This is a genomic window from Arthrobacter sp. TJ-236, assembly GCF_058269235.1.
On record NZ_JBZCNI010000002.1, the window covers coordinates 302779 to 329294 of the forward strand.

Consider the following 26516-nt stretch of genomic DNA (forward strand, 5'->3'; position numbering starts at 1 on the left):
CGCGGGCAGGGGCGTCACGGTGCCCCGGGACCAGTCGTCGCGCAGCAGTGCGTAGCCGACGGACGCGACGGACCCGCTGCCGTCCGCGGACCAGCCCTGCCGGTAGTAGGACTCCTGGACGTACCCCCGCTCACGAAGGTGCGCCGCATCGCCACGTTGTCCTCCCGGGTCTGCCCCTCGAGGCGGCGCGGGGGCAGCGTGCCGAACACGAGGTCCGCGAGGGCGCGCAGCGTCGCAGTACCGAGGCCCCGGCCGCGCGAGGCCTCGGCCAGCCGGAGGTCCATCATGGCGGTCTCGTCCTCGGGGTCCTCGAGGACCACCACGCCGTGCCGCCCGGCGTCGTCGTCGATCCAGAAGCCTCGGGAGTCCTCCCGGTGGAACCGGCCGCTCGCCACGAAGGTGCGCGCGGTCTCGCGCGTGTGCTGCGTGACCACGTGGAACGGGAAGGCGTTGGAGGCGAGGAAGTCGACGAGCTGCGCGGCGTCGTCGGGCACCACGGGTGTGAGGCCGAGGGTCACCGCGGTCTCAGAACCCGACGAGCGGGTGCGGCACGTAGTGCTCCTCGAGGGCCTGCACCTCGTCGGCGGTGAGCTCGAGGTCCAGCGACGCGAGGGCGTCCTCGAGGTGGTGCGGCTTCCCGACCCCGACGATCGGCGCGGACACCACCGAGTTCCGCGACACCCAGGCGAGGGCCACCTGCGCGCGCGTCACACCGCGATTCTCGGCCACGCGCCCCACGGCGTCCGCCACCAGGCGGTCGGACTCGAGCGTGCCGTAGAGGGTCTTCCCGAACTGGTCCGACTCCGAGCGCGACGTCGTCTCGTCCCACGCGCGGGCGAGCTTGCCGCGTGCGAGGGGGCTCCACGGCAGCACGCCGATGCCCTGGTCCGCGCAGAGTCCGTACATCTCGCGCTCCTCCTCGCGGTTGATGAGGTTGTAGTGGTCCTGCATCGTCACGAAGCGGGCCCACCCGTGCTGCTGCTGGAGGTACAGGGCCTTGGAGAACTGCCACGCGTACATCGAGGACGCCCCGAGGTAGCGCACCTTCCCGGCCTTCACGACATCGTGCAGCGCCTCGAGGGTCTCCTCCAATGGGGTCAGCGGGTCGAAGCGGTGGATCTGGTAGAGGTCCACGTAGTCGGTGCCGAGGCGGCGGAGGCTGGCGTCGAGCTCCGTTATGATCGCCTTCCGGGAGAGCCCCGCGCCGTTGGGCCCCTCGTGCATGCGGCCGTGCACCTTGGTGGCGATCACGATCTCCTCGCGGCGCGTGGACTCGGCGAGCACCCGGCCCACGATCTCCTCGCTCGAGCCGTCCGAGTAGACGTTGGCGGTGTCGAAGAAGGTGATGCCGGCGTCGATCGCCGCCCTGATCAGCGGCCGGCTCTCCTCCTCGGGGAGGGTCCACGCGTGGTTGCCGCGGTCCGGCGTGCCGTAGCTCATGCAGCCGAGGGCGATGGGCGAGATGTCGAGGCCTGTGGAGCCGAGTTTCACGTAGCGCATGAGGTCACCTTTGCTGATGTCGGGACGGTGCTCCAACCCTAGTCCCGGCGGCTTCCCCGACTAGGGCAGGATGAACTCGTGACAGCTGACGAGACCGGTGCGCCCGAGCACGAACACCCTCCCGAACCCGCGCGGAAGCGCCGGCGCCTGCGCCCGAGGCCCGTTCCCGTCCCGGCGTCGCACGGTTCCTCGGTGGCGCGGCGCTTCCGGCCCGGAGCCTTCGCGGACGGACTGAGGGTCAGCGCAGCCTGGACCGGCCGCGGCATCATCGTCATCGCGGGGCTCGTGATCCTCTGGTACGTGACGAGAACGCTCTGGTCCATCGTGCTGCCCACCCTGTTCGCGCTCCTGCTCGCCTCGGTGCTGTGGCCGCTCAACCGGATCCTCCGGCGCGTCCTGCCGAAGGTCCTCGCGGCCCTCGTGACCCTGATCGGCTTCATCAGCGTGGTGGTGGGGATCGGTGCGCTGACCATCCCCGCGATCGCGAGCGGCATCACGGAGCTCTCCGGTCTGGCCCGGGACAACATCGCCGACCTCGCCGACTTCGCGGCCGGCCCGCCGCTGAACCTCCAGCTCTCGGACCTCGACACCGTGGTGGACACCGCGCTCACGCAGCTCCAGGCCAACGCCGGCAACGTGGTCACGGGCATCACCACCGGGCTGGGGGAGCTCACCTCGGGCACCGTGGTGGTGCTCCTCGCGCTCGTGTTCACGTTCTTCTGCCTGAAGGACGGCGACCGCTTCATGCCGTGGGCCTCCCGCTGGACCAACTCGACGGCGTTCGCGCACGCCTCGACGATCGCGGGCGGCACGTGGAAGGCGCTCTCCTCCTACATCCTGGCGCAGGCCACGGTGGCGCTCGTGGACGCCGTGTTCATCGGGCTGGGCCTGGTGCTGCTGGACATCCCGCTGGCCATCCCGCTGGCGGTCCTCGTGTTCTTCGCCGCGTTCATCCCGGTGGTCGGGGCGATCGTCTCCGGTCTCGTCGCAACGCTCGTGGCCTTCCTCGCCTACGGCTGGGTGAGCGCCCTGACCGTCCTCGGCCTGGTGGTGCTGGTGCAGCAGCTCGAGAGCAACCTGATCCAGCCGCTGCTCGTGGGGCGCACGCTGGAGATCCACCCGGCCGTGGTGCTCGCCTCGGTGACGGCCGGCGGCACGCTGTTCGGGATCATCGGCGCCTTCCTCGCCGTGCCCACCACGGCCGTGGGCATCGTGGTGCTCCGCTACCTGCGGGACCAGTCGATCGAGAACCGGCCCGAGACCGGCGTCGCCTCGGGGGACCCGAACGCGGTCCCGCCCGATCCCGGGCCCGACGCCGGCGAGCGCCAGGACCTCACGGACTCCGGACCGGTGGGGCACCGCGCGGAGCCGCAGGGTGCCTGAGCGGCCGGTCGTCGCCGTCCTGCAGGGGGCGCGCCCCGTGCGCGGCCTCGAGCGCGTCGCCGAGCGGGCGGAGGTCAGGGTCACGACGGCGGACGGCCTCGCCGCGGCCCTCGACGGTGCCGACGTCCTCTACCTCTGGGACTACTTCTCCGGAGCGCTGCCCGCAGCCTGGCATGCCGCGGGGTCGCTCCGGTGGCTGCACGTGGCCGCCGCGGGCGTGGACAAGCTCCTCTTCCCCGAGCTCGTGGAGTCCGACGTCGTGGTCACCAACGCGCACGGCGTGTTCGACCAGCCCATGGCCGAGTACGTGCTCGGCGCCATGCTGCACGCCGCGAAGGGCTTCGGTCCGCTGCGCGACGCCCAGCGCGAAGCACGCTGGGCCTGGCAGGAGGGCCGCACCCTTGCAGGGACCACGGCGCTGGTGGTGGGCACCGGGAGCATCGGGCGCCGCACCGCGCAGCTGCTCCGCGCCGTCGGCGTCCACGTGGAGGGTGTGGGCCGCACGGCGAGGGAGCACGACGACGACTTCGGCCGGATCCACGCGTCCGCGGACCTGCGGCACGTGGCGCGCGGGGCCGACTGGCTCGTGCTCCTCGCACCCCTGACCCCGGCGACGGAGAACCTCGTGGACGCCGCGGTGCTCGCCGCGCTCAAGCCCTCGTGCGTGGTGGTCAACGCCGGCCGGGGGAAGCTCCTGGACGAGGACGCCCTCGTGGAACGGCTGCGCTCCGGCGCGCTCGCCGGGGCGGTCCTGGACACGTTCGCCGTCGAACCCCTGCCCCCGGCGCACCCGCTGTGGTCCCTGCCCACCGTCCTGGTGACACCACACCTGGCCAGCAACGCCGGGTCCTGGCTGGACCAGCTCGCCGCGCAGTTCGAACGCAACCTGCTGCTCTGGCTCGACGGCAAGCCCCTGACCGGCGTGGTCGACAAGCGCCTGGGCTTCGTCCCGTCTTCGCGCTGAGCGTCCGGCACCGACGGGCTGACCGCCTCAACCGCCTGGCCGTCTGAACGGCCCGTTCAGCGGCTCGCGTGCGACGACGTAGCGCGCTCCTCCTGCCACCACCGCACGGTCCTCGTGGCGGCCTCGTCGATCGCTGTCGGGGCCAGAGCGAGCGTCCGCTCCGACGCGGTGGAGTCCATCACGAACGGGCGGTCGAACTGGTACACCATCTCCGCGAGCTCCCGCATGGAGGGCATGACGGTCCCGAGGACGTGTACCAGCCACGCGGGCACGGCGGAGACCTTCGGCGGGTTGATCTCCGCTGCCCGGGCGAAGGCCGCGGACATCGACCGTTGCGACAGCGCGGGGAGGGTCGGTGCGTGCAGCACGCGGTCCCGTTCACGCGGAAGGGATGCCGCGGCGATCATCGCGGCGGCGAGATCGGGGACGTAGGTGAACGAGTGGGGGGCGTCCTGGTCACCGATGACCTGGATGCGCTTGCCATCGAGGAGGGGCAGGATCATGCGTTCCCCGGCGTGCGCCGTGCGGACCCGCGGACCGAAGAAGTCCGCGGCGACCACCGAGACGGTGTCCGTCGTGGATGCGGCGCGCGCCGCGAGCAGGGCCGTCCTGACCCCGCGCTTGCCGCCGGTCGCGGCTCGCTCGGACGTCTCGGTCATGACCTGATCGGGGCGGCTGTAGGAGTAGAGACCCTCCGGGAAGACGACCACGGCGCCCTGCCGCCCTGCCGCCTCGAGCACCGCGGCCTCCGCGGCCGGCAGCTCCCGTTCCCACGCCGCCGCCGAGTAGGCGCTGCCATGGATGCAGTGGAACACGGCAGTGGCCCCGGCGACGACGGCTCCGAGGGCCACGGGATCCGAAGCGTCCACGCGCAGTTTCTCGATGAGCGGGTGGTCCGGCCCGGTCCCGGATCGGGTGAGGATCCGGACCGTGTGTCCGCGCTCCGCCAGCTGCTCGGCGACGGTCCAGCCGACGGGTCCTGCTCCGGTGACGACGTACTGGGTCATGGCATGTCCTTCTGTAGGGCGAAGCTGAGGGAAAAGCGAGAGCGGTGCTCTCATAACCAAGAGTGAGCGCCTCCTCACCCGAAGTCAAGAGCACTGCTCTCATTTGTTGACACTGCTCTGATGCCGCTGCCACAGTGGGGTCATGCCAGGAACACCACGCGAACGCGCCCGGGAGCGGACGCTCGAGGACATCACCAGGATCGGCCGTCAGCAGCTGGCGGAGGTCGGTGCCGCCGCGCTGTCCCTGCGCGCCGTGGCCCGCGAACTCGGGGTGGTCTCCTCCGCGGTGTACCGGTACGTCGCCAACCGCGACGAACTCCTCACGGTGCTCGTCGTCGACGCCTACACGGAGCTCGGCGACGAGGTGGACGCCGCCGTCGCGGCGGCAGGTGGAGCCGGCGTCGACCGCTTCAGCGCGCTCGCGCACGCCGTGCGCACCTGGGCGCTGCGCGAGCCCTCCCGCTGGGCGCTGCTGTTCGGCAGCCCGGTCCCCGGGTACCGAGCGCCGGAGCGCACCGTGGAACAGGGGACCCGCGTGATCACGCTGCTCGCCCGGACCATGGACGAGGCCTGGACGGCGGGGGAGGTCCTGCCGATCGACGGCGTCGCGCCCCCCACCCTCGCCGGGGACTTCCAGGCCATCCGCGACCAGCTGTCCCTCGGCGCACCCGATTCCGCCATCGCCGCGACGGTCCAGGCGTGGTCCGCGCTCTTCGGCGCGGTGTCCTTCGAGGTGTTCGGGCAGTACGGGGCGGACACCTTCGCAGACCGTGACGCGCTGTACGCCTACACGGTGGACCGGCTCGCCGCCCAGCTCGGGCTGCGCGCGCCGTAGCAGCCGGGATTCGCACGGCCGGCGCGCCGGGTGAGACACTTGCCGCTGCCGCCGCCCGCCGACCAGGAGCCATCAGTGCGCATCCGACTGCCCCGACCGGAGACCCGCAACAGCGCCCGCACGGTCTGGCTCTTCTTCGCGATCATCCACGTCGGGTTCCTCGCCCGCCTCATCCCCTTCGTCGTCAGCGGGGGAGTGCTGAGCGACGTCCGGTTCTACCGGCAGTGGGCCTTCGCCGCGCTGGGCGACGGCGTCTGGGAGGGCGTCGACACCGCGTGGGTCTACCCGGTCGGGGCACTCGTCCCCATGGTGCTCGCCGCCGTGTTCGGGCCCTACCTCTACCAGCTCACCTGGTTCCTGCTCTTCGCCGGGCTCAACGCCGTCGGTACCTCGGCCCTCCTGCGGCGCGGCACGCCGTCGTCGTACACCGCCGCCTACTGGTGGCTCACCGCCACGGCGCTGCTCGGGCCCGTGGCCGTGGGCCGCATCGACGGCCTCACCGCCCCGCTCGTGATCCTGGGGCTGCTGATCGTCGCCGCGCGCCCGTTCGCCGCGTCCCTCCTGCTCAGCGCGGCCACCTGGATCAAGGTGTGGCCGGCCGCCGTCGTGCTGGCCGCCCTCGTGGTGGTGCGGCGCGGACGGCTGCGGATCCTCGCGGCGGGCGTCGCGCTCACCGCGGGGATCGCGGTGGTCGTCGCGATCTTCGGGGACGTCCGCAACCTCACCGGATTCCTCACCGCGCAGGGCGCGCGCGGCATGCAGCTCGAGGCCCCGCTCAGCACCCCGGGGGTGTGGCAGGCGATCACGGCGAGTTCGGGTGCCTACTTCTTCGAGGACGAGGTCATCAACACCATGGAGGTGCGCGGCGCGCTGAGCGGTCTCGTCGGGGATCTGATGACGCCGCTGCTCGCCCTCACGGTGGTGCTTGTCGCCGCGTTCCTCGCCGTCGCCCTGCACCGCGGAGCGCCGGCCGGAGCCCTGCTGGCCACCGGGTCACTGGCGCTCGTGAGCACCCTCGTGGTCTTCAACAAGGTGGGTTCCCCCCAGTTCATGCTGTGGATCACCGCGGTGATCGCCGCGGGACTGGTGCTCGACCGGGCAGCCGAGTGGCGGTACCCGGCCCTCGCCATGCTCGCGACGGCCGGCCTGACCACCCTGGTGTACCCCGTGTTCTACGACGCCCTGCGGTACGAGCTGAACCCCGCCGTCGCGGTGCTGCTCACGCTCCGCAACGTGCTCGTGGTGACCATCTTCGTGTGGTCGCTCGTGCGGCTCGGGCGCCTCACCGCGCAGGCACGGAAGCCCGCTGCGGCCGTCACGGGTGCCTGACGCCCTCGCCCGCGAGCACCGCCCGGTACCCCTCGCGGTACGTCGGGTAGGTGAAGGAGAAACCGGTGGCGCGCAGCAGGCTGCTGTCCACGCGGCGGGCGCCACCCCGGGTGGACGACGCCTCGCCCGGCGCTGGTGCGGGCAGGCCGAGTTCGGCGGCGAGGAAGCGGAGCACCTCGCCGAGGTCCACGGGTAGCTCGTCGCTGCCGAGGTAGATCGGGGCCGGTGCGGGTACGCCCATGACGAGGTGCACGATCGCGGCGGCGGCGTCGTCCCGGTGGATCCGGTTGGTCCACTGCGGCTCCAGGGGCAGGCGGGCCGAGCCGCCGGTCACCTGGTCGATCAGGCGGGTGCGCCCGGGGCCGTAGATCCCCGAGAGCCGGAGCACCGTCCCGGCGTCGCTCCGCGCGAGGAGCACCTGCTCGGCCTCGCGGACGAGCCGGGCCGTCGGCGCCGTGCTCTCGGCGGGCGATTCCTCGGTGACCCAGCCGCCGTCGAAATCCCCGTAGACCGCCGTCGAACTCACGAAGAGCACGCGCCGCGGCTGTACGCCGTCGCGCTCCAGGGCGTCGAGCACGTTACCGGTCGCGTCCACGTAGGCGCTGCGGTAGGCCTCCTCGGTGCGCCCGCCCGCCGCGGTGGCGATGACCACCACGCCCGTGTCCCCGGGGATGCGCGGCAGGGTTCCCGTGAGGTCCACACTCGCGCCCTCGATCGCCTGCGGCAGCACGTGGGCGGAGCGCCGCCAGCCGACCACGCGTTCGCCCTGCGCGGCCAACCGCAGGCCGACCTCCGTGCCGAGGTCCCCGCACCCCGCGATCAGTACCGTCATCGGATGCGTCCCGTCCCTCGTCCTCGTGCTCGTGGTCCCCGTTTGTCCGGGCTCAGTCTAGGTGGCGGGCTGGACGCCGGACCCGCCACCCGTTCAGGCAGCTGCCGTCCGGACCGCTAGTCGCGGATCCGGACGGCGGTCTCGCGCAGGTACAGGTCCACGCGCGTGTAGGCATCCCGCGTCAGGGCTTTCCACAGTTCGACGGCGAGGCGCGGGTCCTCGCGTTCGAGCGTCCTGATGGCCTGCGCCGTGAGCACCTTCACCCGGACGTCCTCGAGGGCCTTGACCGTGGTCTCCTGGCGGTCGTCGCTGCCGAGGGCCAGCTCGCCGAAGGTCATGCCGGCACTGAGGGTGGTCAGCTTCAGGCGCTCGCCGCTCGGCCCGGGTACGGACGTGACGATCTTCCCCGAGAGGATGAAGAACACACCACCGAAGGACTGCCCCACGCGGCGCACCACGTGGCCTTTCTCGTAGCTGCGGTCCTCCATCCGGGCGGCGAGCGCACGGACGTCGTCCTCCTCGAGCGGGCTGAGCGCGGGGCACTGGGCCACCTCCACCTCGGCCGGCAGGATCAGATCGCTGCCGTACCGGCGGATCAGCTCGTTCTCGCACCACTCCACCGCGGCGGTCCGGGTGTCGAACGTGGGTACGGGGCGGTCCACGTGCTTGAAGGTCTCCGCCAGCGTGCCCTCGCCGTCGATCAGCACGAGGTCGCAGTCCACCTTGGCGAGGTTCTCGCGGACCTCGCCGAGCAGCCTGAGCGAGACGTCCGCCACCTCGTCCACCCGGCGGAGGTCCAGCACCACGAAGTCCACGTCGTCGTCGAGCCCGCTGAGCTCACGCACCATCGATTCCGTGCCCGCGAAGAGGAGGTCGCCGTTGAGTTCGATCACCATGGCGCGGTGGCCCTCGTCGCGCAGGAGGTCCATGGCGTCGTCGTTCCGGCGGATGCCCGAGGGAGCCGCCGTGATGTCGTAGGTGGCGCGGATGGCGGATTTCCCGGCCCGTGCCGCGCGCACGAAGTGCAGTTCCATGTCACGTGAGAGCCGCTGGCTCGTGGCCATGCCGCGCACGCTGCTGCCGTGCTCGTCCAGCGGCGGGGAGTAGACGGCGAGCCCCACCTGGCCGGGTAGGACGGCGATGGTGCCGCCGCCCACACCGCTCTTCGCCGGCATGCCGACGGTGCTGATCCAGGAGCCGGCGTCGTCGTACATGCCGCACGTGGTCATGACGGAGAGCACGCGTTCGACGGCGAGGAGGTCCATCGCCTCGACGCCGGTGATCGGGTTCCGCCCCGAGTTGGCGAGCGTCGCGGCCATCACCGAGAGGTCCATGCAGTTGACCATCACCGAGCATTGGCGGAAGTAGTCGGCGATGACCGGCTCGGGATCGGCCTCGATGATGCCGAAGGAGCGCAGCAGGTAGCCGAGCGCCCGGTTCCGGTGGCCGTGCTCCAGCTCGGAGTTGAACACCTCCTCGTTGACGCCGAGCTGGCGGCCCGCGAAGTCCGAGTAGGTCCGCAGGATGCGCTTGAAGCGGCGGTTCCCGCCACGCGACTGCACCAGCGAGGTTGCGGTCAGCGCTCCCGCGTTGATCATGGCGTTCGACGGGCGGCCCGTGCCGGGTGCGAGCGAGATCTCGTTGAACGAGTCGCCCGAGGGCTCCACGTCCACCTTCTCGTCCACCGCGTCCATGCCGAGATCGGCCAGGGCGAGGCCGTACGTGAAGGGCTTGGAGATGGACTGGATGGTGAACTCCTCGCGCGTGTCACCCACCTCGTACATGTAGCCGTCCACCGTGGTCAGGCAGATGCCGAAGTTGTCCGGATCCACGTTCGCCATCGCCGGGATGGTGCTGTAGGGCTTGCCGTCCTTGAGATCCGAGATCTCCCGGTGGATGGTCCGCAGGTAGGTCTCGATCGGGGATTCCATGCCCTCCACCCTACGGCCGAGCGGTTCCGGAGCAGCGCTGTCGTCGCTTCCGGCGGCGGCGGACCGACCAATCCGCGGCGAATTTCCTGTCCATGCCCTCTGAAAAAACCACCGAGCGCCGACACACTTCGCGCGTGTTTCATTGGCGTTGTCGGAGGAAGTGCCGAGCTGGTGGCTTACGCCGGATCGGAGCATTCATCTCGAACGTCCGATGACACTCGAATTGCGGTGCGATGCTCGTCCGTATCAGGCCAAGCTCGTGCCGCTGACCACCGCAGAGGAGAGGGAATTCAGTGCGCACCCGGTACGGTGGGCGGCGCCGGTGCGGGCGCCGTTGCCGGTGGACTCGGAGGCGCGGCCGTGGGTACGGTGCCCCTGCCAATCGTCGGTACGGTCGGTGCAGGCGCCGTCGGCCTGATCGGCGGCGGCATTTTCGGTGGGATGACCGGAGCGGCTGCGTCGTGCTTCGGCTGACTCGAGCGAGCACTTGCGAGGAGATGTGACATCGAACGAACCGGGTTCAGGAAGTTCTCGAACGCGCCTCTGGCCGGTGCCGTGTGGGCGGTGCTGCTCCTGGCGGTCCTGCTGTTCCTGGCTCTCGGCTGGTCGATGCTCCAGATGGGCATCATCGTCGTGCCGCTGCTTGCCGTCGCGATCGCAGTGACCGTGGCTGCGCAGCGCAACCACGGGTAGAGGCGGCGCCGACGGGCACCCGGAGCCTTCGCCGCCCCGGGCGCCGTCAGCGAGAACGGAGGGTGTGCCGGATGGACAGCACGAACAGTTGCGCGACCGCGGTGCCGGCGCCGAGGAGGATCAGTGGCAGTGACGCGAGTTGGGTATGTTGCCACCACGGCGGCATGTATGTGCTCGTGCCCGCCTGCGACATCATCTGCTCCGCGTAGGCTTCCGCGGCGAAGATGGGTGCCGTCAGGAACACGACGCCGACTGCTGTCAGCGCAGCCGCCACTACCCACACCCAGACGTCGAACGGGTTCCGGAGCCGCGACTCGGTCACGGCGGATGCGGCACCCACCTCACGGATCATCGACGGCGAGGAGGCGGTGCCGTCCCGACGTCCGAGCGGGGCAGGCGAGGAGTACGACGACGGCGCGACGGGCGGGGCCTCCCGCGCCGCCTCCCGCGGGGCCGCGGGCAGGTCCTCGTCCGCCGGGGGAGTCGACGACCACGCTGCAGTCCGTGCAGGCTGTGGTGCGGATGGCGCGTGGTCCGGCTGCGGCGTTGCCCCCGTCGACGAGGTGCCGCCGCGCTGGTAGATGCCGTCGTAGCGCGGATCGTACGAAGCCGGTTGCTGGTCCGTGCTCATCGATCGTCCTCCCCCGAAGCTGATTGCCCCCAGTAAAGCACGGTGGTCTCGGCGGGACGAGGGGTCACGGGCGGTCGGCGAGCCGGGCGAGCAGCCGCTCCTCGGCGTCGTGCCCCGGTACGATCCCGCGGGGGATCCGGAGCAGGAACACGATGCCGAGCACCCACCACAGGCCGAAAAGGATCCACGGCGGGGGCGTCAGTGCCGCGGGCATCCCGGGCAGGTACAGGCTGAGCAGGGCCACGCAGAGGACGACGGCGATCCAGCCGATCACCGTGCCGCCGTTCCCGGCGCCACCGATGCGCAGAGGGCGGTCCATGCCGGGCTCGCGACGCCGCAGGATCACGAAGACGAGCGACACGAGGATGTAGGCGAGCACGATGCTCGGGGCGCCCGAGTCCACGAGCCAGCCGAGCATCTGCGTACCGAAGAAGGGCGCCAGGAAAGACAGCGCGCCGATGAAGATCAGCGCGTTGACCGGCGTGCGGTAGGTCGGGTGGAGCACGCCGAACCAGCGGGGGAGCATGCCGGAGCGCGACATCGAGTACATGAGGCGCGACGCCCCGAGCAGGAGGGAGTTCCAGGACGTCAGGATGCCCGCGATACCCCCGGCGATCAGGATGTTCGCCGCGATCCCCGAGCCGAACATGGTGCCCATCGCATCCGCCGTCGCGATGTCAGCGGTCGCGAGCTCGCTCGCGGGCATGGCCGACGACGTCGTCAGGATGGTCATCACGTACCAGATGGTGGCCAGCACCACCGCGACGACGACGAGGCGGCCGATCTGCCGTGCGGGGATGTTCACCTCCTCCGCGGACTGCGGGATGACGTCGAAGCCGACGAAGAGGAACGGCACCACCACGAGGACGGCGAAGAACCCGGCGGAACCGCCCGTGAAGAAGGGCTGCATGGTCGCCGTCGAGCCGCCCGTGAAACTCCCGACCACGAGGACGAGCCCGATGACGAGGAGGAAGACGACGACGAACGTCTGCGCGGCACCGGCGATCTTCACGCCGCGGATGTTGATCAGGGTGATCACCACGGCGGCGACGGCACCCACGAGCGCCCACGTGAGGTGCACCTCGTCACCGGCGACCGTCCACAGCGGGATCCGGCTCAGGCCGGGGAAGATGTACTCGGCCGTCCGGGGGAGAGCCACGGCCTCGAACGCCACGATCGTGACGTACCCGCCCGTGATGGCCCACGAGCCCATGAAGGACCATCGTGGCCCCATCCCGCGCAGCAGGAAGTTGTGTTCACCGCCGGCCTTCGGCATCGCGGCCGTCAGTTCCGCGTAGGTCAGGCCGACGACGCCCATGATGATCCCGCCCGTCACCATCGCCAGGACCGCGCCGCCCGTACCGGCCGAGGCGATCCAGCCGCCGGTCAGGACCACCCAACCGAAGCCGATCATCGCGCCGAAACCCAGGGCGAGCGCGTCCCAATTGCCGAGGACCTTCAGGAGCGAGGCGTCCTGCCCGTCCGTGGCGCTCGGTGTGCTGTTCGTCCGTGACATGAGCGGCTCCGTTCTCGGTGGCGGTCCACCGCGTGGGCGGATTCGGGGTGCGACCACTGTAGGGCGTCACCGGCCCCTGCGGGGAGTGTTTCGACCGTGGCAGGTGCTTGGATGGAGCTCGCCCGCAGAACCGCTCCACGTCCGATCGGAGATCCCCATGCCACCGCGATCCGCGCGCGGCGCCACCGCCCCACCGCGCCTGTCACTGCGCGAGCCGCGCAACCTGACGGCGGTCGACGCACCCCGGCTGCTCGACGGCGACCGTCGTGAGGGGGAGTCCTACGACCGCCTGGCGCTCGACGGCGAGGACCTCGCGGGCATCACGTTCCAGGAGTGCCTGTTCCGCGGACTGTCCCTCGACGACACCGAGCTCCGGGGCGCGAGATTCGTCGAGTGCTCCATCGAGGACCTCTTCGCGCCCGTGTTCCGTGCTGCGCGCAGCAGCTGGCGTGAGACGTCCCTCCGAGGGACGCGCTGGGGTTCGGCGGAGTTGTACGACGGCCGGCTGGACGCGGTTCACCTCGACGGCGGGAAGCTCGACTACGTGAATCTGAGGGCCGCCACGCTCACGGACGTGCTCCTGAGCGGGTGCATCATCGGCGAGCTCGATCTCACCGGCGCGCGGGCAACGCGGCTCGCCCTGCAGGACTGCACGATCGGCACGCTGACGCTCGACGGCGCCACCCTCAAGGACGCCGATCTCCGCACGAGCAGCTTCCGCAGCATCAACGGCCTCGACGGCCTGCGTGGTGCCACGATCGACGAGTACCAGCTGCAGATCCTCGCACCCTTCCTGGCCGAGAGCATGGGCCTCCGGGTCGAGGGCTGAGGATCCGCGCGACCGCCCGGCGTCAGGCCACGGCGCTGATCTCGGGTGCCGGCCGCAGCTGCACAGCCGGGAGGGCCTCGAACTCGGGCCGGGCGAACAGGTAGCCCTGGTAGAGGCGGATGTCCTGGGACTTCAGGAACAGGAACTCCTCTTCCGTCTCGACGCCCTCGGCGAGCACCGTGATCCCCAACTGCCGGGCGATGCCCACGATCCCCGCCACGACGGCCTGACGCGGGCGGCTGGCGTCGATGCCACGCACGAGCTTCATGTCGATCTTGATGACGTCCGGCTGGAATTCGACCAGGAGGCCGAGGCCTGCGTGACCCGCCCCGAAGTCGTCGATCGCGGTCGTGAAGCCCTGCTTGCGGTACTCGGTGATGATGTTGATGAGGTGGTCGGTGTCCGTGACCTCCTCGTCCTCCGTGAACTCGAACATGATCGACGTCGTCGGGAAGTTGCACCGCGTGGCCGCCAGCAGGGTGGCGCGCAGGCAGGCCGCCGGCTCGTACACCGCGTTCGGCATGAAGTTGATGGAGAGCTTCAGGTCCTGATCGGCGGGGAACAGGCGCGACGCCAGTTCGATCGCCTTGACCCGGCAGTCCTGGTCGAAACGGTACTTCTGCTCGGGGAGCACCCGCGAGAGCACGTCGAAAGCCCCTTCGCCCTGAAGCCCCCGCACTAGCGCCTCGTAGCCCCAGACGCGGTCGTCGATCACGTCGTAGATGGGCTGGAACGCCATACTGAAGTCGAAGTCCATTTTGCTGGACGTCGAGCAACCCTCACATGCCATGCACTGTGCCCCTCGCTGATTCCTGACCGGTTCCTTTTGACCCTAGAACATCTGCCGGAGCGGCGGTGCGCAGGTTTTCCGCAGGTTCGCTCCACACGGCGCCTCACTGGCCCAGGGTCACGTCCTGCCCTGTCAGGGTGGCGCGGAAGCCGTCTTCCTGCACCGTGACGTCCTGCAGCTCGAGTCCCTCCGGCAGGCCCTCGATGCGGTGCTCGATGGTCACGAACCTGCGGACGACGGCGGCGATCCCGTCCGAGAGGAACCCCGGCCCGCCGACGTCGATCGACGTGGGTTCCACGACGAGCGTGCCGTCCTGCGCCTCGACGGTGCCGGTGGCGGTGACAGGCAGGTCCCGCCCGAGTGCCTCGACGCTGCGCTCCACCGTCGCCTGCCCGTCCTCCGCGGCGCGGATCCGGGCGCCGCCGCCGAGCTCGTCCGCGACGACGTCGAACGGCACCGTGGCGTCGACCGTCAGCTGCTGCGCGACGAGCCCGCGGGGACCGGAGACGACGTCACGGCCTACCGCCCGGACATCGCGGAGGTCGGAGCCGGCGGCGACGGCCGACGCCGAGTCGAGGACGAGGTCACCGAACCACACCTCGTCCTCCGAAAGATCAGCGGGGGCTCCAGCCGCAGGGCCGTCGGGCGAATCGGTCGGAACGGTCCGCTCGCCGGCCTCGCTCCCGGTCGGCGTGCTCACCATGAACCAGAGCACGGCGACCCCGATCAGGAGCAGGAGCAGCATTCCGAGCGCACCGATCGCCCAGTCCCACGCCCGCGCGCGCCCCGTCACCTCCATGGTCAGGACGCCGGCCCGTTCCCGTCGCCGTGCTCATCCCGCTGGTTGGTCGTCTGCGCGTCGTCGTCCGTGCCGCGGGCGCCGGAGGGGCTCGCCGCGCCTGACGTGGCGCCCGCGGCAGGGAATCCGGGGCCCGCGGGGAAGGGTGTGCCTGCGGGGTGGCCGGGGCCGGGAGGGAAGACCGGGCCGGAGGGGTGCCTCCGGTCGCCGAAACCGCTCCCGGTCTCCACCTGGGCGGGCGCCCCGGACTCGACCGTGCCATCGGGCCGCGCGAACGGTGAACGGGCAGGGGACGCGGACGCATCGCGCGCCGCATGGGAACTCGAGCCGGACGCCGCTTCGCGCATCACGTCGGGCGCTGGGCGAAGCAGGTCGCGGGGCATGGCGTGTGAGCCGGCATGCGTGTTCGTGCCGCCGGCGTCGTTCCGCACCTGCTCCTGCCGGGCAGGAGCCTCCCGAACCGACCCGTAGCGCGCGGGGTCGTACTGGGAGGGGTCGTACTGCGAGGCGTCGTACTGGACGCGGTCGGGTTGGGAGGGGTCGTACCGCGGGCTACCTGCGTCGGCCCCCGGAACCGGCTGCGGGCCCCCGCCCTGGTGGAGCTGGGGAGCGCTCTGGTGCCAGACGCCGTCGCCCGCGGGGAAGGGGCTCATGCCCGGTGCACCGCCGAACGGCTGCTGGACCGGCGGAGGGGTCACGGTCCGCGTCCGCTCGATGCCGCGCCGGTTCGCGAGGCGCACGATCACGAAGGCCGTGATACCCATCGTCAGGACGGACACCACAAGGCCGCCGATCGACCCTTCCGAGGCATTGACGTCCACGAGGCCCAGGGCCCCGAGGGCGAAGATGGTCATGTTGTTGATGGCGTGGACGGCGATGGCCGCCTCGAGGCCGCCCGTCCGCCAGGTGATCCAGCCGGCGAAGATCGCGAAGATGGCGATGTCCACCTGCCCGAGCGGGTCGTAGAGGTGACCGAGCACGAAGAGGGGTACCGGGAGCAGGATCGCGAAGACGGGGTGCTTCAGCCAGCTGCCCACGAGCTGCATGAGGTAGCCGCGGAACACGTACTCCTCGGCCGCCGCCTGGAACGGGACCGCCAGGAGCGTGAGCGCGAGGAGGATCACCATGGTCGAGGTGTCGGGCTGCGGGATCGGCGCGGCCTCCGTGGGGAACAGGGCTCCGATGGCGGTCGAGACGAGAAGGCTGACCGCGTAGATCCCGAGTGCCACCAGCGTGCACAGCCCGAGCCAGCGCCAGCGGAGGCGCCCGGTCACGGAGGAGAGCAGGCCGATGGGCTTCGGGCCGATGATCAGGGTGGCAAGGACGAGCGCCGGGATCATGAGGATCAGCGACGCCAGGGTGAACGCGAAGATCACGGGGTCGCTGAGATCGATCGCCGCCGCCGCATCGAGGTACTGCTCGGCGTCGGCGGAGGTGGCGAGCGCCAGCACCGCGGAGACCAGGATGAGGATCACGGTGAAGGCCACGTAGATCGCAATGCCGAGCAGGCCCGTCACCAGCGGTTTCCACCAGCGGTAGGCGGGCCACGAGCGGGCCAGGCGGTGGAATGCGAACTGCTGGTCTACCTGTTCCATGGTTCTACCGTAATGCGGTTTCCTCGACGTTCCCTGCCCCTTCGGCCTGCTGGTCACGGCGGTCGCGCCGGTGCCGGAGGTGGCCCAGGAGGGTGACGACGGCGGAGACGACGGCGGAGACCGCCACGCCCAGCCAGAGGTCCACCCTCAGCGTCAGGGCCCCGACGACGGCGCCCACGAGGATCAGCGCGATGGCGAGGAACCGCCGGGCCCAGAACGGGCTCTTCCCGCCCGCGAGGCGGGAATCGGAGGCCAGGCCCGTGATGGTGGAGGTGACCACCACGGTGGTGATCTCCGCGACCTTGAGGCGCTTGGCCGTCGCGGCCTGGACGCCCATCATGGCGGCCAGCACCGAGGTGGTGATGCTGCCCAGGACCTCCTCGGCGTGCACGTCGACGAGCGCCACGTAGACGGCGAGGGCGGTGAGGCCCACGGTGACCGACAGCAGGGCGAGCGAGGTACGGCCGCTCCAGCCTTCCGGGGCCTTGCGCAGCAGGCGGCCCGCGAGGGCCGCGCCGACCATGAAGAACACGAGGGCCAGGGCCGGTCGCAGGATGGGCAGGTCTGCACCTCCGCCGAACGCCATGCCGAGCAGCACCACGTTGCCGGTCATGTTGCCCGTGAAGACGCGGTCGAGCCCCAGGTAGCCGACGGCATCGATCACGCCGGTCGAGAACGTCAGGCCCAGCATGAGCCAGAGATGAAGGCGATCCGTCGCCACCCGGTTCTTCTTCACGTATCCCCTCGGAAATAGTCTTGAAACGAATGTATACGAAGCTTATCGTCGTACGAGTGATTGTATTCAATGTGGAATCGGTCACGGTGCAGAAGCAGTTCCATCCCGCCCGTCCGTGAGGAACCCCATGCAGCACAGCAGACAGCACGCACAGCGCGTCCGCCGTCGAGGCACCCCGGCCGGCGGTGTGGCGCGCCTCGTGGCCGCCGCCACCGTCGCCCTGACCACCCTGACCGCGTGCCAGCCCATCCAGCCGCTGCCGGCCGCGCCGGTGCGCGACGACGTCACGAGCGTCCCCCTCGGGGACGCCACCATCCGCGAGGGCGGGGACCTCGTGATGGCGCTCTCGGCGGAGCCAGACAGGCTGGACCCGACGACGTCGTCCTCCCTCTACACGCGCTACGTCATGCAGACCATGTGCCAGAAGCTCTACGACATCGACGCCGAGGGTGAGATCGTCCCGCAGCTCGCCACCGCGCTGCCGGAGGTCTCCGCCGACGGCCTGACGGTCACCATCCCGGTGCGGACCGACGCCGTCTTCGCCGACGGTGTGCCCTTCGACGCCGAGGCCGTCCGCGCGACGATCGAGCGCCACCTGACGCTCGAGGGGTCCACCCGGAGGAGCGAGCTGGGGCCCATCTCGGACATCCGCGCCGTGGCGCCGGACCGGGTGCAGATCACTTACGAGACGCCGTTCGCCCCGTTGACCGCGGCGCTCGCGGACCGCGCCGGCATGATGCTCTCGCCGCAGGCCATCGAGGCGCAGGGCGCCGATTTCGGGCTCAGCCCGGTGTGCGTCGGCCCCTTCAAGTTCGTGGACCGCGTGCCGCAGACCTCCATCACCGTGGAGCGCGACCCTCTCTACTACGACGCCGAGAACGTGCACCTCGACACCATCACCTACCGGATCATCACCGACGCCAACATCAGGGCGGCGAATCTCAGGTCCGGGGACGTCCAGGTGGCGGACACCATCTCGCCGCAGGACGTCGACGCGCTCCTGCGGGAGGACGGCGTGGGGGTGCTGCAGGTCGGATCCCTGGGGTACCAGGCGCTCACGTTCAACGTCGGCAACACGGAGGGTACGGGGGAGCCGCCGGGAATCATCGAGACGCCCCTCGCGCAGGAGAGCGCCATCCGGATGGCGCTCTCGATGTCGATCGACCGCGAAGCCCTCGTCAACACGGTGTTCAACAGCTGGTTCGAGCCCGCATGCTCGCCGATCTCACCGGACAGCCCGTACGCCTCGGACCTCAGCGAGGCCTGCCCGCCGTACGATCCCGAGGGGGCGAAGCAACTCCTCGAGGACGCCGGCGTCGAGACCCCGTACCCGATCGAGATGCAGGTCACGAACACCCCGGACACGCTCCGCTACGGCCAGGCCCTGCAGGCGGCGGTGGCCGACGGCGGCTTCGATCTCACCGTGGTGCCCGTCGAGTACTCCACGCTCCTCGACGTGCAGTCCCGCGGCGATTTCGAAGCGCTGCAGCTCGGCTGGTCCGGGCGGATCGATCCCCACGGCAACATGTTCAACTTCCTGTCCACCGGAGGTGGAAACAACTACTCCGGCTACAGCAACCCGGCGGTGGATGACCTCCTGACCAGTGCCGCGCAGGTGAATGACGTCGACGAACGTGCGGAGATCTACGGGCAGGCGGTCGAGCTGGTGCAGCAGGACAACCCGATCCTCTACCTGTACCGGCAGCGGAACCTCACCGCCTACAGCACCGACATTGCCGGCGTCGAGACCTTCGCCGACGGCGTGGTGCACCTGAGCGGTGCCGCCTTCATCGAGCCGACCACCGAGAGCGAGAACTGACATGGGCCGCTACCTCCTCACCCGGCTGTGGCAGTCGGTGGTCACGCTCGTCCTGGCCGCGATCGTCGTCTTCATCGGCGTGCGCCAGCTCCCCGGGGACCCGGCGCTCGCCATGGCGGGGGAGGAGGCGACGCCGGAGCAGCTCGCCGCCGTCCGTGCGGACATGGGTCTGGACCAGCCGCTGATCACCCAGTTCCTCACCTTCGTGGGCAACATGTTCCGGGGCGACTTCGGCGAGTCGACCCGCACGGGCACGCCCGTCACCGAGCTGATCGCCACGACACTGCCCGTCACACTGTGGCTCTCGGCCTACGCGATCGTGGTGGCCGTGGTCATCGGCATCGTCTTCGGCGTCATCGCCGAGCGGTTCCGCGGCCGGTGGCCCGAGTGGGTGGCGAACGCCTTCGCGCTGGTGGGCCTGTCCGTCCCGAACTTCTGGCTCGGTATCCTCGCCATCCTGTACCTCGCGGTGATCCTCGGCTGGTTCCCGGCCTCGGGGTACGTGGACGTGATGTCCGAACCCCTGCGCGGGCTCTACTACCTCACGCTGCCGGCGCTGATCCTCGGCACCGGTCTCGCCGCCGTCATCATGCGCCAGACCCGGGCCTCGATGATCGAGACCATGACCACCGACTACGTGCGGACGGCCCGCGCGAAAGGGCTCGGCCGCGGCCGCGTGCTCGTGCGGTACGGGCTCCGCAACTCGCTGATCGTGGTCGTCACCATCGTGGGTCTCCAGCTCGGCGGGCTCATCTCGGGCGCCGTGGTCACGGAGCGCATCTTCGCGCTCCCGGGCTTCGGGAAGCTCACGCTCGACGCCGTCTTCACCCGCGACTACCCCGTGATCCAGGCCGTGGTGCTCATCATCACCGTCAGCTACATCCTCATCAACCTCGCCGTGGACATCCTGTACTCGGTGGTCAACCCCAAGATCCGCGTCGGAGGAGCCAACTGATGGCCGTAGAGACACTGCCCCCGGGCACAGCAGCGGGCGCCGGCGGAGGTCAGGGCCTCGGCTCGGGTCGCGGCCGCATCCTGACCTCGCTCCGCCACAACCCGCTCGGCATCACGGGCGGCATCATGCTCGTCGCGGTGGTGCTCGCCGCCGTCCTCGCGCCGGTGCTCGCGCCCTACTCGCCCACGCAGGTGCACTTCGACACCCCGTTCCAGCAGCCCCTCACCGTCGGCTACCCGCTCGGCACGGACGATCTCGGGCGCGACGTCCTCTCGCGGCTCCTCTTCGGCATCCAGACCTCCCTGCAGGTCGGCGTGCTGTCCGTGCTGCTCGCCGTCGTCGTCGGGACGCCCCTCGGGCTCCTCGCCGGCTACTCGCGCGGGTTCGACGCCGTCATCTCGCGCCTGACCGACGTGACCCTCGCGTTCCCGTTCCTCATCATCGCCGTCGGGCTCGCCGCCATCAGCGGACCGAGCCTCACGAATGCCGCGATCGCGCTCGGGATCGCGCAGATCCCCACGATGATCCGCGTGGTCCGCGGCGAGACGCTGCGCATCAAGGAGAGCGACTTCGTGCTCGGCGCCCGCACCATGGACGCCTCGCCCACGTGGATCATGCTGCGGCACGTCCTGCCCAACGCCACCTCGGCGATCATCGTCCAGGCCACGGTCATCATGCCCGTCGCGGTGATCGGGGAGGCGCTGCTCTCCTTCCTCGGCCTCGGCATCCAGCCGCCCACGCCGAGCCTCGGCATCATGCTCTCCGACGCCCAGCAGTACATCTTCCGCGCCCCGAGCGCGGCGATCTTCCCGGGCATCGCGATCGCCGTGATCTGCTTGGCCTTCAACCTGTTCGGCGACGCGCTGCGCGATGCCTTCGATCCCACGAACACCACACGGAAGTGACTTCCCCATGACAGCGACGACGTACACGCCCCCACCGTCCTTCACCACCCGGCCCACCCTGCAGGGGACCTTCGGCATGAGCGCGTCCACGCACTGGCTGGCCACCGCCTCCGCGCAGGCCGTCCTGGAGCGCGGCGGCAACGCGTTCGACGCCGCCGTGGCCGGTGCCTTCGTGCTCCACGTGGTGGAACCTCACCTCAACGGCCCCGGTGGCGACATGACCGGAGTCTTCGCCACGGCCGAGGAGCCGGGGCGGCCGGTGGTCCTGATGGGGCAGGGCCCGGCTCCTGCCGCGGCAACGCGTGAGCACTACGTCGCGGAGGGTCTCGAACTGGTGCCGGGCGCAGGCGCCCTGGCCGCGGCGGTCCCCGCCGCCGTCGACGCCTGGCTCCTGCTCCTGCGCGACCACGGCACGTGGGAGCTCGAGGACGTCCTCGCGTTCGCCGTCGGGTACGCCCGCGACGGCCACCCGGTCGTGGGCCGCGTGGGCGCCACCATCGCCGCCGTCGCCGACCTCTTCACGGAGCACTGGCCCACCTCGGCCGCGCTCTGGATGCCCGAGGGCAGGGCGCCGCGGGAGGGCGAGATGATCCGCAACGAGGCGTACGCCCGCGTGCTCAACTCGCTCGTGGGCGCGGGGGCCGACGGCGGTACGCGCGAGGAACGCATCGATGCCGCCCGGCTGGAGTGGCGCACCGGACTCGTGGCGCAGGCCTCCGCCGAGTTCGTGAGGACACCCCACCGGCACTCCTCGGGACTCGACCACGCGGGGGTCATCACCGTCGAGGACTTCGCGGGTTTCGAGGCGGGCTACGAGGAGGCGACCACGCTGGAGTTCCGTGGCCACACCATCGCGAAGACGGGACCATGGGGCCAGGGCCCGGCCCTGCTGCAGACCCTCGCGATCCTCGACGGGCTCGACGACGACCGCCTCGACCCGTCCACGGCACTCGGCGCGCACACCATCCTCGAGGCGCAGAAGCTCGCCATCGCTGACCGCGAGGCCTACTACGGCGACGCCGACGTGCCCCTGGAGTACCTGCTCTCGGCCGAGTACGCGGCAGAGCGGCGCGCGCTCATCACCGAGGAGGCGTCGCTCGAGTTCCGTCCGGGCACCGTACCCGGCCGGACCCCCTTCACCCCGCCGCTGCGGACCGAGTACACGCCGCCCGCCCTCGTCGGCGGCGCGGGTTTCGCCGGGGTCGGCGAGCCGACGGTCTCGCGCAGCGGTGAGACGCGCGGCGACACCTGCCATATCGACGTCGTCGACTCCCACGGCAACATGGTCTCCGCGACGCCCAGCGGCGGGTGGCTGCAGTCCTCGCCCACCATCCCCGAGCTCGGGTTCTGCCTCGGCTCGCGCCTGCAGATGACCTGGCTCGAGGAGGGCGCCCCGTCCACGCTCGAGGCCGGCAAGCGCCCGCGCACCACGCTCACCCCCACCCTGATCCTGAAGGACGGCCGGCCCGTCGTCGCCCTCGGGTCCCCGGGAGGTGACCAGCAGGACCAGTGGCAGCTGCTCTACATCCTCCGCACGATCGTCGGCGGGTACACGCCCCAGCAGGCCATCGACGCGCCGTCGCTCCACACGACGTCGATCCCCGGCTCCTTCTGGCCCCGGACGTGGGAGCCGGGTGGCGCCGTCGTCGAGGACCGCCTCGGCGAGGACGTCATCAGCGACCTCGAACGCCGCGGTCACGTCATCACGCGAGCGGGGGACTGGTCGCTCGGGCGGCTCTCCTCCGTGTCCAGGGACCATGCCACCGGTGTGTTGTCCGCCGCCGCCAACCCGCGAGGAGTCCAGGGCTATGCTGCAGGACGCTGAGAACATTCTCGAGGTCACGGACCTCGAGGTCGCCTTCAACGGCGCGCCCGTGCTCCACCGCATCGGCTTCTCCGTGCGGCGGGGTGAGCGGGTGGCGATCGTGGGCCAGTCGGGCTCCGGCAAGTCGACCGCCATCGGTGCGATCCTGCGGCTCCTGCCCGGCAGCGGGCGCATCACCCATGGGTCCATCGTGCTCGGAGCCGGCCGCACCAGGGGCGACGTCGAGGACCTCGCCACCGCCTCCGAGCCGGTGCTGCGGACCATCCGCGGCCAGCGCGTGGGCCTCGTCCCGCAGGATCCGATGTCCAACCTGAACCCCGCCATGAAGATCGGGCCGCAGGTGGCCGACGCCCTCGTCGCCTCGCGGCGTGACCTCGGGGGCGAGGGCAGACTGGACCGCGCGGAGGTGAAGCGACGCTCCGTGGCGCTGCTCACCGAGGCCGGGATCCCGGACGCCGAACGGCGGTACGGCCAGTACCCGCACGAGTTCTCGGGCGGCATGCGGCAGCGCGTGCTGATCGCCATCGCCCTCGCGGGGGAGCCGGAGCTGCTCATCGCCGACGAACCGACGTCCGCCCTCGACGTCACGGTGCAGCGGCAGATCCTCAACCACCTGCAGTCCCTCGTGGACGCCCGCGGCACCTCGCTGCTGTTCATCACCCACGACCTCGGGCTGGCGGCGGACCGCACCGACCGCATCATCGTGATGTCCGAGGGGCGGATCGTCGAGGTCGGGACACCCCGCCAGATCCTGCTGGACCCGCAGGAGGACTACACGAAGCAGCTCGTCGCAGCAGCACCGTCCGTCGCGGCGGCCCTGGACGCCGAGCCCCTCGCGGACGCCCCGGCCGAGGCGTCGGAGCCCATCCTCGTGGTGCGGAACCTCGTCAAGGAGTTCGCGCTCCGCGGGCAGCGCGGCACCACGGTCCGCGCCGTGAACGACGTCTCGTTCGACGTCGAGCGCGGAACCACCACGGCGGTGGTCGGGGAATCGGGATCGGGCAAGACCACGGTGGCGCGCATCATCCTCGGTCTGGAGACGGCGTCCTCGGGTGAGGCACTGATCGACGGCGCATCACTGACCACCACGCGCGGCGGGGAGCGCCGGGCCCTGCGCCGCAAGGTGCAGCCCGTCTTCCAGGACCCCTACGGCTCGCTCGATCCCACCTACAGCATCGAGCGCCTCATCGACGAGCCCCTGCGGATCTTCGGGGTGGGGGACAGGGCGAGCCGGCAGCAGCGGGTCGGCGAGCTCCTGGACCAGGTTGCCCTGCCGCGCTCCGTCGCGCAGCGGCGCCCCAACGAGCTCTCCGGCGGGCAGCGGCAGCGCGTGGCCATCGCCCGCGCGCTGGCGCTGGAGCCGGAACTGCTCATCTGCGACGAAGCCGTGTCGGCGCTCGACGTCCTGGTCCAGGACCAGATCCTCACGCTGCTCGCCGACCTGCAGGAGAGGCTGGGGCTCACGTACCTCTTCATCACCCACGACCTCTCCGTGGTGCGGCAGATCGCGCACCGCGTCGTCGTCATGCGATCGGGGGACGTGGTGGAGGCCGGCACGGTGGAGGACGTCTTCTCACGGCCGCAGCAGGAGTACACGCGCGAACTCCTCGGCGCCATCCCGGGAGCGGCATTTGCGGCCTGACCAGGAGGCGGCACCGCAGCGTGTCCTCGAGGCCATCCGGCGGGACATCATCTTCGGTGCCCTGCTCCCGGGGGTGCGCGTCACCGAGGCGGCGCTCGCCGCGAAGTACGGGGTCTCGCGCGTGCCCGTCCGGGAGGCGCTGCGCGCCCTCGAGGCGGAGGGATTCGTCGACTCACGGCCCTACGCGGGCTCCACCGTCGCGGAGGTGCCGCTCGACGACGCCGAGGACCTCTTCGCCGTCCGCGGGATCATCGAGGCGACCATCGCACGCCGGGCGGCCCGCCGTGCCGCCGCGCAGTTCGCGCCCGGTGCGCGGAGCGGCCCGGACGCCGAGTGGTGGACGGCCCGGCGGATCATCTCGGAGGTGCTCGACGACGGCGACCGCGCCGTGCAGGCGGGCGCCCTCCGCGACCTGCCGGAACTCAACAACCGCTTCCACCTCGGCGTCGCCGAACTGAGCGGCAGCACGTCACTCGCGGCGCTCCTGCGGCAGATCTCGGGGAAGATCGAGTGGCTCTACGCGGCGGACGTGGACAACCGCGGCAAGCAGTCGTGGGGCGAGCACCGCCTGATCATGGCCGCGGTCGATTCCGGGAACGCCACCGAGGCCGAGCGGCTCATGGCGGGGCACGTCTCGTCCTCGCACGAGGGCTACATGCAGCGCTTCTCGGCGTCGCGCCCCGATCCGGGCGAGGCCGGCTGACCGACCCGCGCGGCGGCTGGAGGTGCCTAGAGGAACGGGCGCAGCGGCGCGAGGATGAGTTCGCTGGCGCGCGCGACGATGTGCCGGCTCTCCCACTCCTCCCGCGTCAGGATGCGGCTGTTCGAGGAATCGACGTCGAAGATCCGTTCCATCGTGGCCGCGAGGTCCCGGTCAAAGATCTCGAGGTTGATCTCGTAGTTGCCGGTGAGGCTGAGGCGGTCGATGTTCGCGGTGCCCACCGTGCTCCACTCGCCGTCCACGGTGGCCGTCTTCGCGTGGATCATCGAGTTCTGGTACAGCAGGATCTGCACACCGGCGCCGATCAGCGAGGAGTAGAAGCCACGGGACAACCAGTCGGAGACAACGTGGTTGGAGTCCTCGGGCAGGATCACCCGGACGTCCACGCCCCGCCGGCTCGCCCGCAGCAGCGCATCGAGGATCTGCCGGTCCGGGATGAAGTAGGCCGTGGTGATGAAGATGTGCCGCTGGGCCCGGTTGATCGCGTCGAGGTACACGCCGCGGATCGGGAAGACGAGGTAGGCCGGGATGTTGTTGACGGCGCGGATGCGCGGTTCCCAGAAGGAGGCGCTCATGTCCGGCAGCGGCTCGCGCCGGGGGAAGCCGCGCAGGTTCCAGAGGCTGACGAACGCCTCGCGGAGCTCCCAGACGGATGGGCCGCGGACCTCCAGGTGGGTGTCGCGCCACTTGGTCGCGTAGAGCGAGCCGATGTTGTAGCCGCCCACGAACCCCACGCTGTCGTCCACCACGAGCACCTTGCGGTGGTCGAAGCCCGTCCCGCGGATGTTCGTGAAGACGATCGACGGGCGGAGGACGGGGAAGCGGTAGGCGTTGACGCCCGGGTGGAAGCGGTAGAAGAGCGGGTTCACCACCAGGTTCGCGAAGCCGTCGTAGATCACGAAGACCTTCACGCCACGCTCGGCGGCACGGTTCACGGCGTCGCGGAAGCGCGCGCCGACGGCGTCACCCTTCCAGATGTAGGTCTCGAGCAGCACCTGGTGCTCGGCGGCGTCGATGGCCGCGATCATCGCGTCGAACAGGTCCTCACCGTACGTGTAGACGGTGGTGTCGGTATCCGCGATCCTCGTGTGGAATGTGCCCGGCTGGGGGAAACCCTCGCGCCTGGTGCGCCGCCGTTTCTGGAAGGCATCGATCCCCACGAGCCCGGCGATCACCACGCCCTGCGCGGTCGCCAGGCCCAGGACCGCTCGCTTCACCGTGACGCGCGCGAATCCCATGACCGTTGTGCGCTTGAACCAGCCCATGCGCCCAGCGTATC

The 26516-nt window shown here is 70.7% G+C and carries 24 protein-coding genes; 11 read left to right on the forward strand and 13 right to left on the reverse strand.

Annotated features, from left to right (window positions below; translation table 11 throughout):
• Positions 1–14: 14 nt before the first annotated feature.
• Together AC4D16_RS10155 and AC4D16_RS10160 are read right to left on the reverse strand one after the other, a co-directional pair.
• Positions 15–518: a GNAT family N-acetyltransferase gene (locus tag AC4D16_RS10155; RefSeq protein ID WP_490954899.1), complete on the reverse strand. Its 504-nt coding sequence runs from the start codon at positions 516–518 to the stop codon at positions 15–17.
• Between the two features lie 7 nt (positions 519–525).
• Positions 526–1500, reverse strand: coding sequence for an aldo/keto reductase (locus tag AC4D16_RS10160; protein ID WP_490954900.1), 975 nt, complete (start codon positions 1498–1500; stop codon positions 526–528).
• Positions 1501–1578: 78 nt separating this feature from the next.
• On the opposite strand from AC4D16_RS10160, the gene AC4D16_RS10165 reads away from it, so the two are divergent.
• Positions 1579–2883, forward strand: coding sequence for an AI-2E family transporter (locus AC4D16_RS10165; protein ID WP_490954901.1), 1305 nt, complete (start codon positions 1579–1581; stop codon positions 2881–2883).
• Positions 2876–3847 (forward strand): D-2-hydroxyacid dehydrogenase, encoded by a 972-nt coding sequence (locus AC4D16_RS10170; RefSeq protein ID WP_490954902.1) that lies wholly within the window; start codon positions 2876–2878, stop codon positions 3845–3847. Before AC4D16_RS10165 ends, AC4D16_RS10170 begins: the two co-directional genes overlap by 8 nt.
• A gap of 56 nt (positions 3848–3903) precedes the next feature.
• Here the strand turns inward: AC4D16_RS10170 and AC4D16_RS10175 are convergent, their stop codons facing one another.
• Positions 3904–4854 carry an NAD-dependent epimerase/dehydratase family protein gene (locus tag AC4D16_RS10175; RefSeq protein ID WP_490954903.1) on the reverse strand — a complete coding sequence of 317 codons (951 nt, stop codon included), beginning with the start codon at positions 4852–4854 and terminating at the stop codon, positions 3904–3906.
• 142 nt (positions 4855–4996) lie between these two features.
• Between AC4D16_RS10175 and AC4D16_RS10180 the strand changes: the two genes are divergently transcribed.
• Together AC4D16_RS10180 and AC4D16_RS10185 are read left to right on the forward strand one after the other, a co-directional pair.
• Positions 4997–5689, forward strand: coding sequence for a TetR/AcrR family transcriptional regulator (locus AC4D16_RS10180; RefSeq protein WP_490950348.1), 693 nt, complete (start codon positions 4997–4999; stop codon positions 5687–5689).
• A gap of 75 nt (positions 5690–5764) precedes the next feature.
• A complete protein-coding gene (locus AC4D16_RS10185) occupies positions 5765–7018 on the forward strand; it encodes a glycosyltransferase 87 family protein (RefSeq protein WP_490954904.1) in 1254 nt (417 codons plus the stop codon).
• Here AC4D16_RS10185 and AC4D16_RS10190 read toward each other — a convergent pair.
• The 5 genes from AC4D16_RS10190 to AC4D16_RS10210 all read right to left on the reverse strand — a co-directional run bounded on the left by AC4D16_RS10190 (position 7005) and on the right by AC4D16_RS10210 (position 12621).
• Positions 7005–7850: an NAD-dependent epimerase/dehydratase family protein gene (locus AC4D16_RS10190; RefSeq protein ID WP_490954905.1), complete on the reverse strand. Its 846-nt coding sequence runs from the start codon at positions 7848–7850 to the stop codon at positions 7005–7007. The two genes, AC4D16_RS10185 and AC4D16_RS10190, sit on opposite strands and share 14 nt — an antisense overlap.
• A 116-nt stretch (positions 7851–7966) precedes the next feature.
• Positions 7967–9781, reverse strand: coding sequence for a glutaminase A (gene glsA, locus AC4D16_RS10195; protein WP_490954906.1), 1815 nt, complete (start codon positions 9779–9781; stop codon positions 7967–7969).
• A gap of 246 nt (positions 9782–10027) precedes the next feature.
• Positions 10028–10468 (reverse strand): hypothetical protein, encoded by a 441-nt coding sequence (locus tag AC4D16_RS10200; RefSeq protein WP_490954907.1) that lies wholly within the window; start codon positions 10466–10468, stop codon positions 10028–10030.
• Between the two features lie 52 nt (positions 10469–10520).
• Complete coding sequence (locus tag AC4D16_RS10205) at positions 10521–11105, reverse strand: hypothetical protein (protein WP_490954908.1); 585 nt, start codon at positions 11103–11105, stop codon at positions 10521–10523.
• A 64-nt stretch (positions 11106–11169) separates the two neighbouring features.
• Complete coding sequence (locus AC4D16_RS10210) at positions 11170–12621, reverse strand: APC family permease (protein ID WP_490954909.1); 1452 nt, start codon at positions 12619–12621, stop codon at positions 11170–11172.
• 157 nt (positions 12622–12778) lie between these two features.
• Between AC4D16_RS10210 and AC4D16_RS10215 the strand changes: the two genes are divergently transcribed.
• Positions 12779–13450, forward strand: coding sequence for a pentapeptide repeat-containing protein (locus tag AC4D16_RS10215; RefSeq protein WP_490954910.1), 672 nt, complete (start codon positions 12779–12781; stop codon positions 13448–13450).
• A gap of 22 nt (positions 13451–13472) precedes the next feature.
• Here the strand turns inward: AC4D16_RS10215 and AC4D16_RS10220 are convergent, their stop codons facing one another.
• From AC4D16_RS10220 to AC4D16_RS10235, 4 genes are all read right to left on the reverse strand, one after another.
• Positions 13473–14207 (reverse strand): EAL domain-containing protein, encoded by a 735-nt coding sequence (locus AC4D16_RS10220; RefSeq protein ID WP_490954911.1) that lies wholly within the window; start codon positions 14205–14207, stop codon positions 13473–13475.
• Positions 14208–14343: 136 nt separating this feature from the next.
• Complete coding sequence (locus AC4D16_RS10225) at positions 14344–15033, reverse strand: LmeA family phospholipid-binding protein (protein WP_490954912.1); 690 nt, start codon at positions 15031–15033, stop codon at positions 14344–14346.
• A gap of 8 nt (positions 15034–15041) precedes the next feature.
• Positions 15042–16634, reverse strand: a complete 1593-nt coding sequence (locus AC4D16_RS10230; RefSeq protein WP_490954913.1) for a CPBP family intramembrane glutamic endopeptidase — start codon at positions 16632–16634, stop codon at positions 15042–15044.
• A gap of 4 nt (positions 16635–16638) precedes the next feature.
• On the reverse strand, positions 16639–17370 hold the full coding sequence (locus AC4D16_RS10235; protein ID WP_490954914.1) for a YoaK family protein: 732 nt from the start codon (positions 17368–17370) through the stop codon (positions 16639–16641).
• Between the two features lie 127 nt (positions 17371–17497).
• Between AC4D16_RS10235 and AC4D16_RS10240 the strand changes: the two genes are divergently transcribed.
• From AC4D16_RS10240 to AC4D16_RS10265, 6 genes are read left to right on the forward strand one after another with little or no spacing between them, the layout of a single operon-like run.
• Positions 17498–19189: an ABC transporter substrate-binding protein gene (locus AC4D16_RS10240; RefSeq protein WP_490954915.1), complete on the forward strand. Its 1692-nt coding sequence runs from the start codon at positions 17498–17500 to the stop codon at positions 19187–19189.
• Position 19190: 1 nt separating this feature from the next.
• The gene (locus AC4D16_RS10245) at positions 19191–20144 is read left to right on the forward strand and encodes an ABC transporter permease (RefSeq protein WP_490954916.1); all 954 of its coding nucleotides are present in this window, start codon (positions 19191–19193) and stop codon (positions 20142–20144) included.
• Positions 20144–21049, forward strand: a complete 906-nt coding sequence (locus AC4D16_RS10250) for an ABC transporter permease (RefSeq protein WP_490950333.1) — start codon at positions 20144–20146, stop codon at positions 21047–21049. Before AC4D16_RS10245 ends, AC4D16_RS10250 begins: the two co-directional genes overlap by 1 nt.
• 7 nt (positions 21050–21056) lie before the next feature.
• A complete protein-coding gene (locus AC4D16_RS10255; RefSeq protein WP_490954917.1) occupies positions 21057–22874 on the forward strand; it encodes a gamma-glutamyltransferase family protein in 1818 nt (605 codons plus the stop codon).
• Positions 22858–24516, forward strand: coding sequence for a dipeptide ABC transporter ATP-binding protein (locus AC4D16_RS10260; protein WP_490954918.1), 1659 nt, complete (start codon positions 22858–22860; stop codon positions 24514–24516). Before AC4D16_RS10255 ends, AC4D16_RS10260 begins: the two co-directional genes overlap by 17 nt.
• Positions 24506–25219 (forward strand): GntR family transcriptional regulator, encoded by a 714-nt coding sequence (locus tag AC4D16_RS10265; protein WP_490954919.1) that lies wholly within the window; start codon positions 24506–24508, stop codon positions 25217–25219. The genes AC4D16_RS10260 and AC4D16_RS10265 overlap by 11 nt, the downstream gene beginning before the upstream one ends.
• A 26-nt stretch (positions 25220–25245) precedes the next feature.
• On the opposite strand, the gene AC4D16_RS10270 is transcribed toward AC4D16_RS10265, so the two are convergent.
• Entirely contained in the window at positions 25246–26502 is a 1257-nt protein-coding gene (locus AC4D16_RS10270) for a phospholipase D-like domain-containing protein (RefSeq protein WP_490954920.1), read from the reverse strand.
• Positions 26503–26516: the final 14 nt, after the last annotated feature.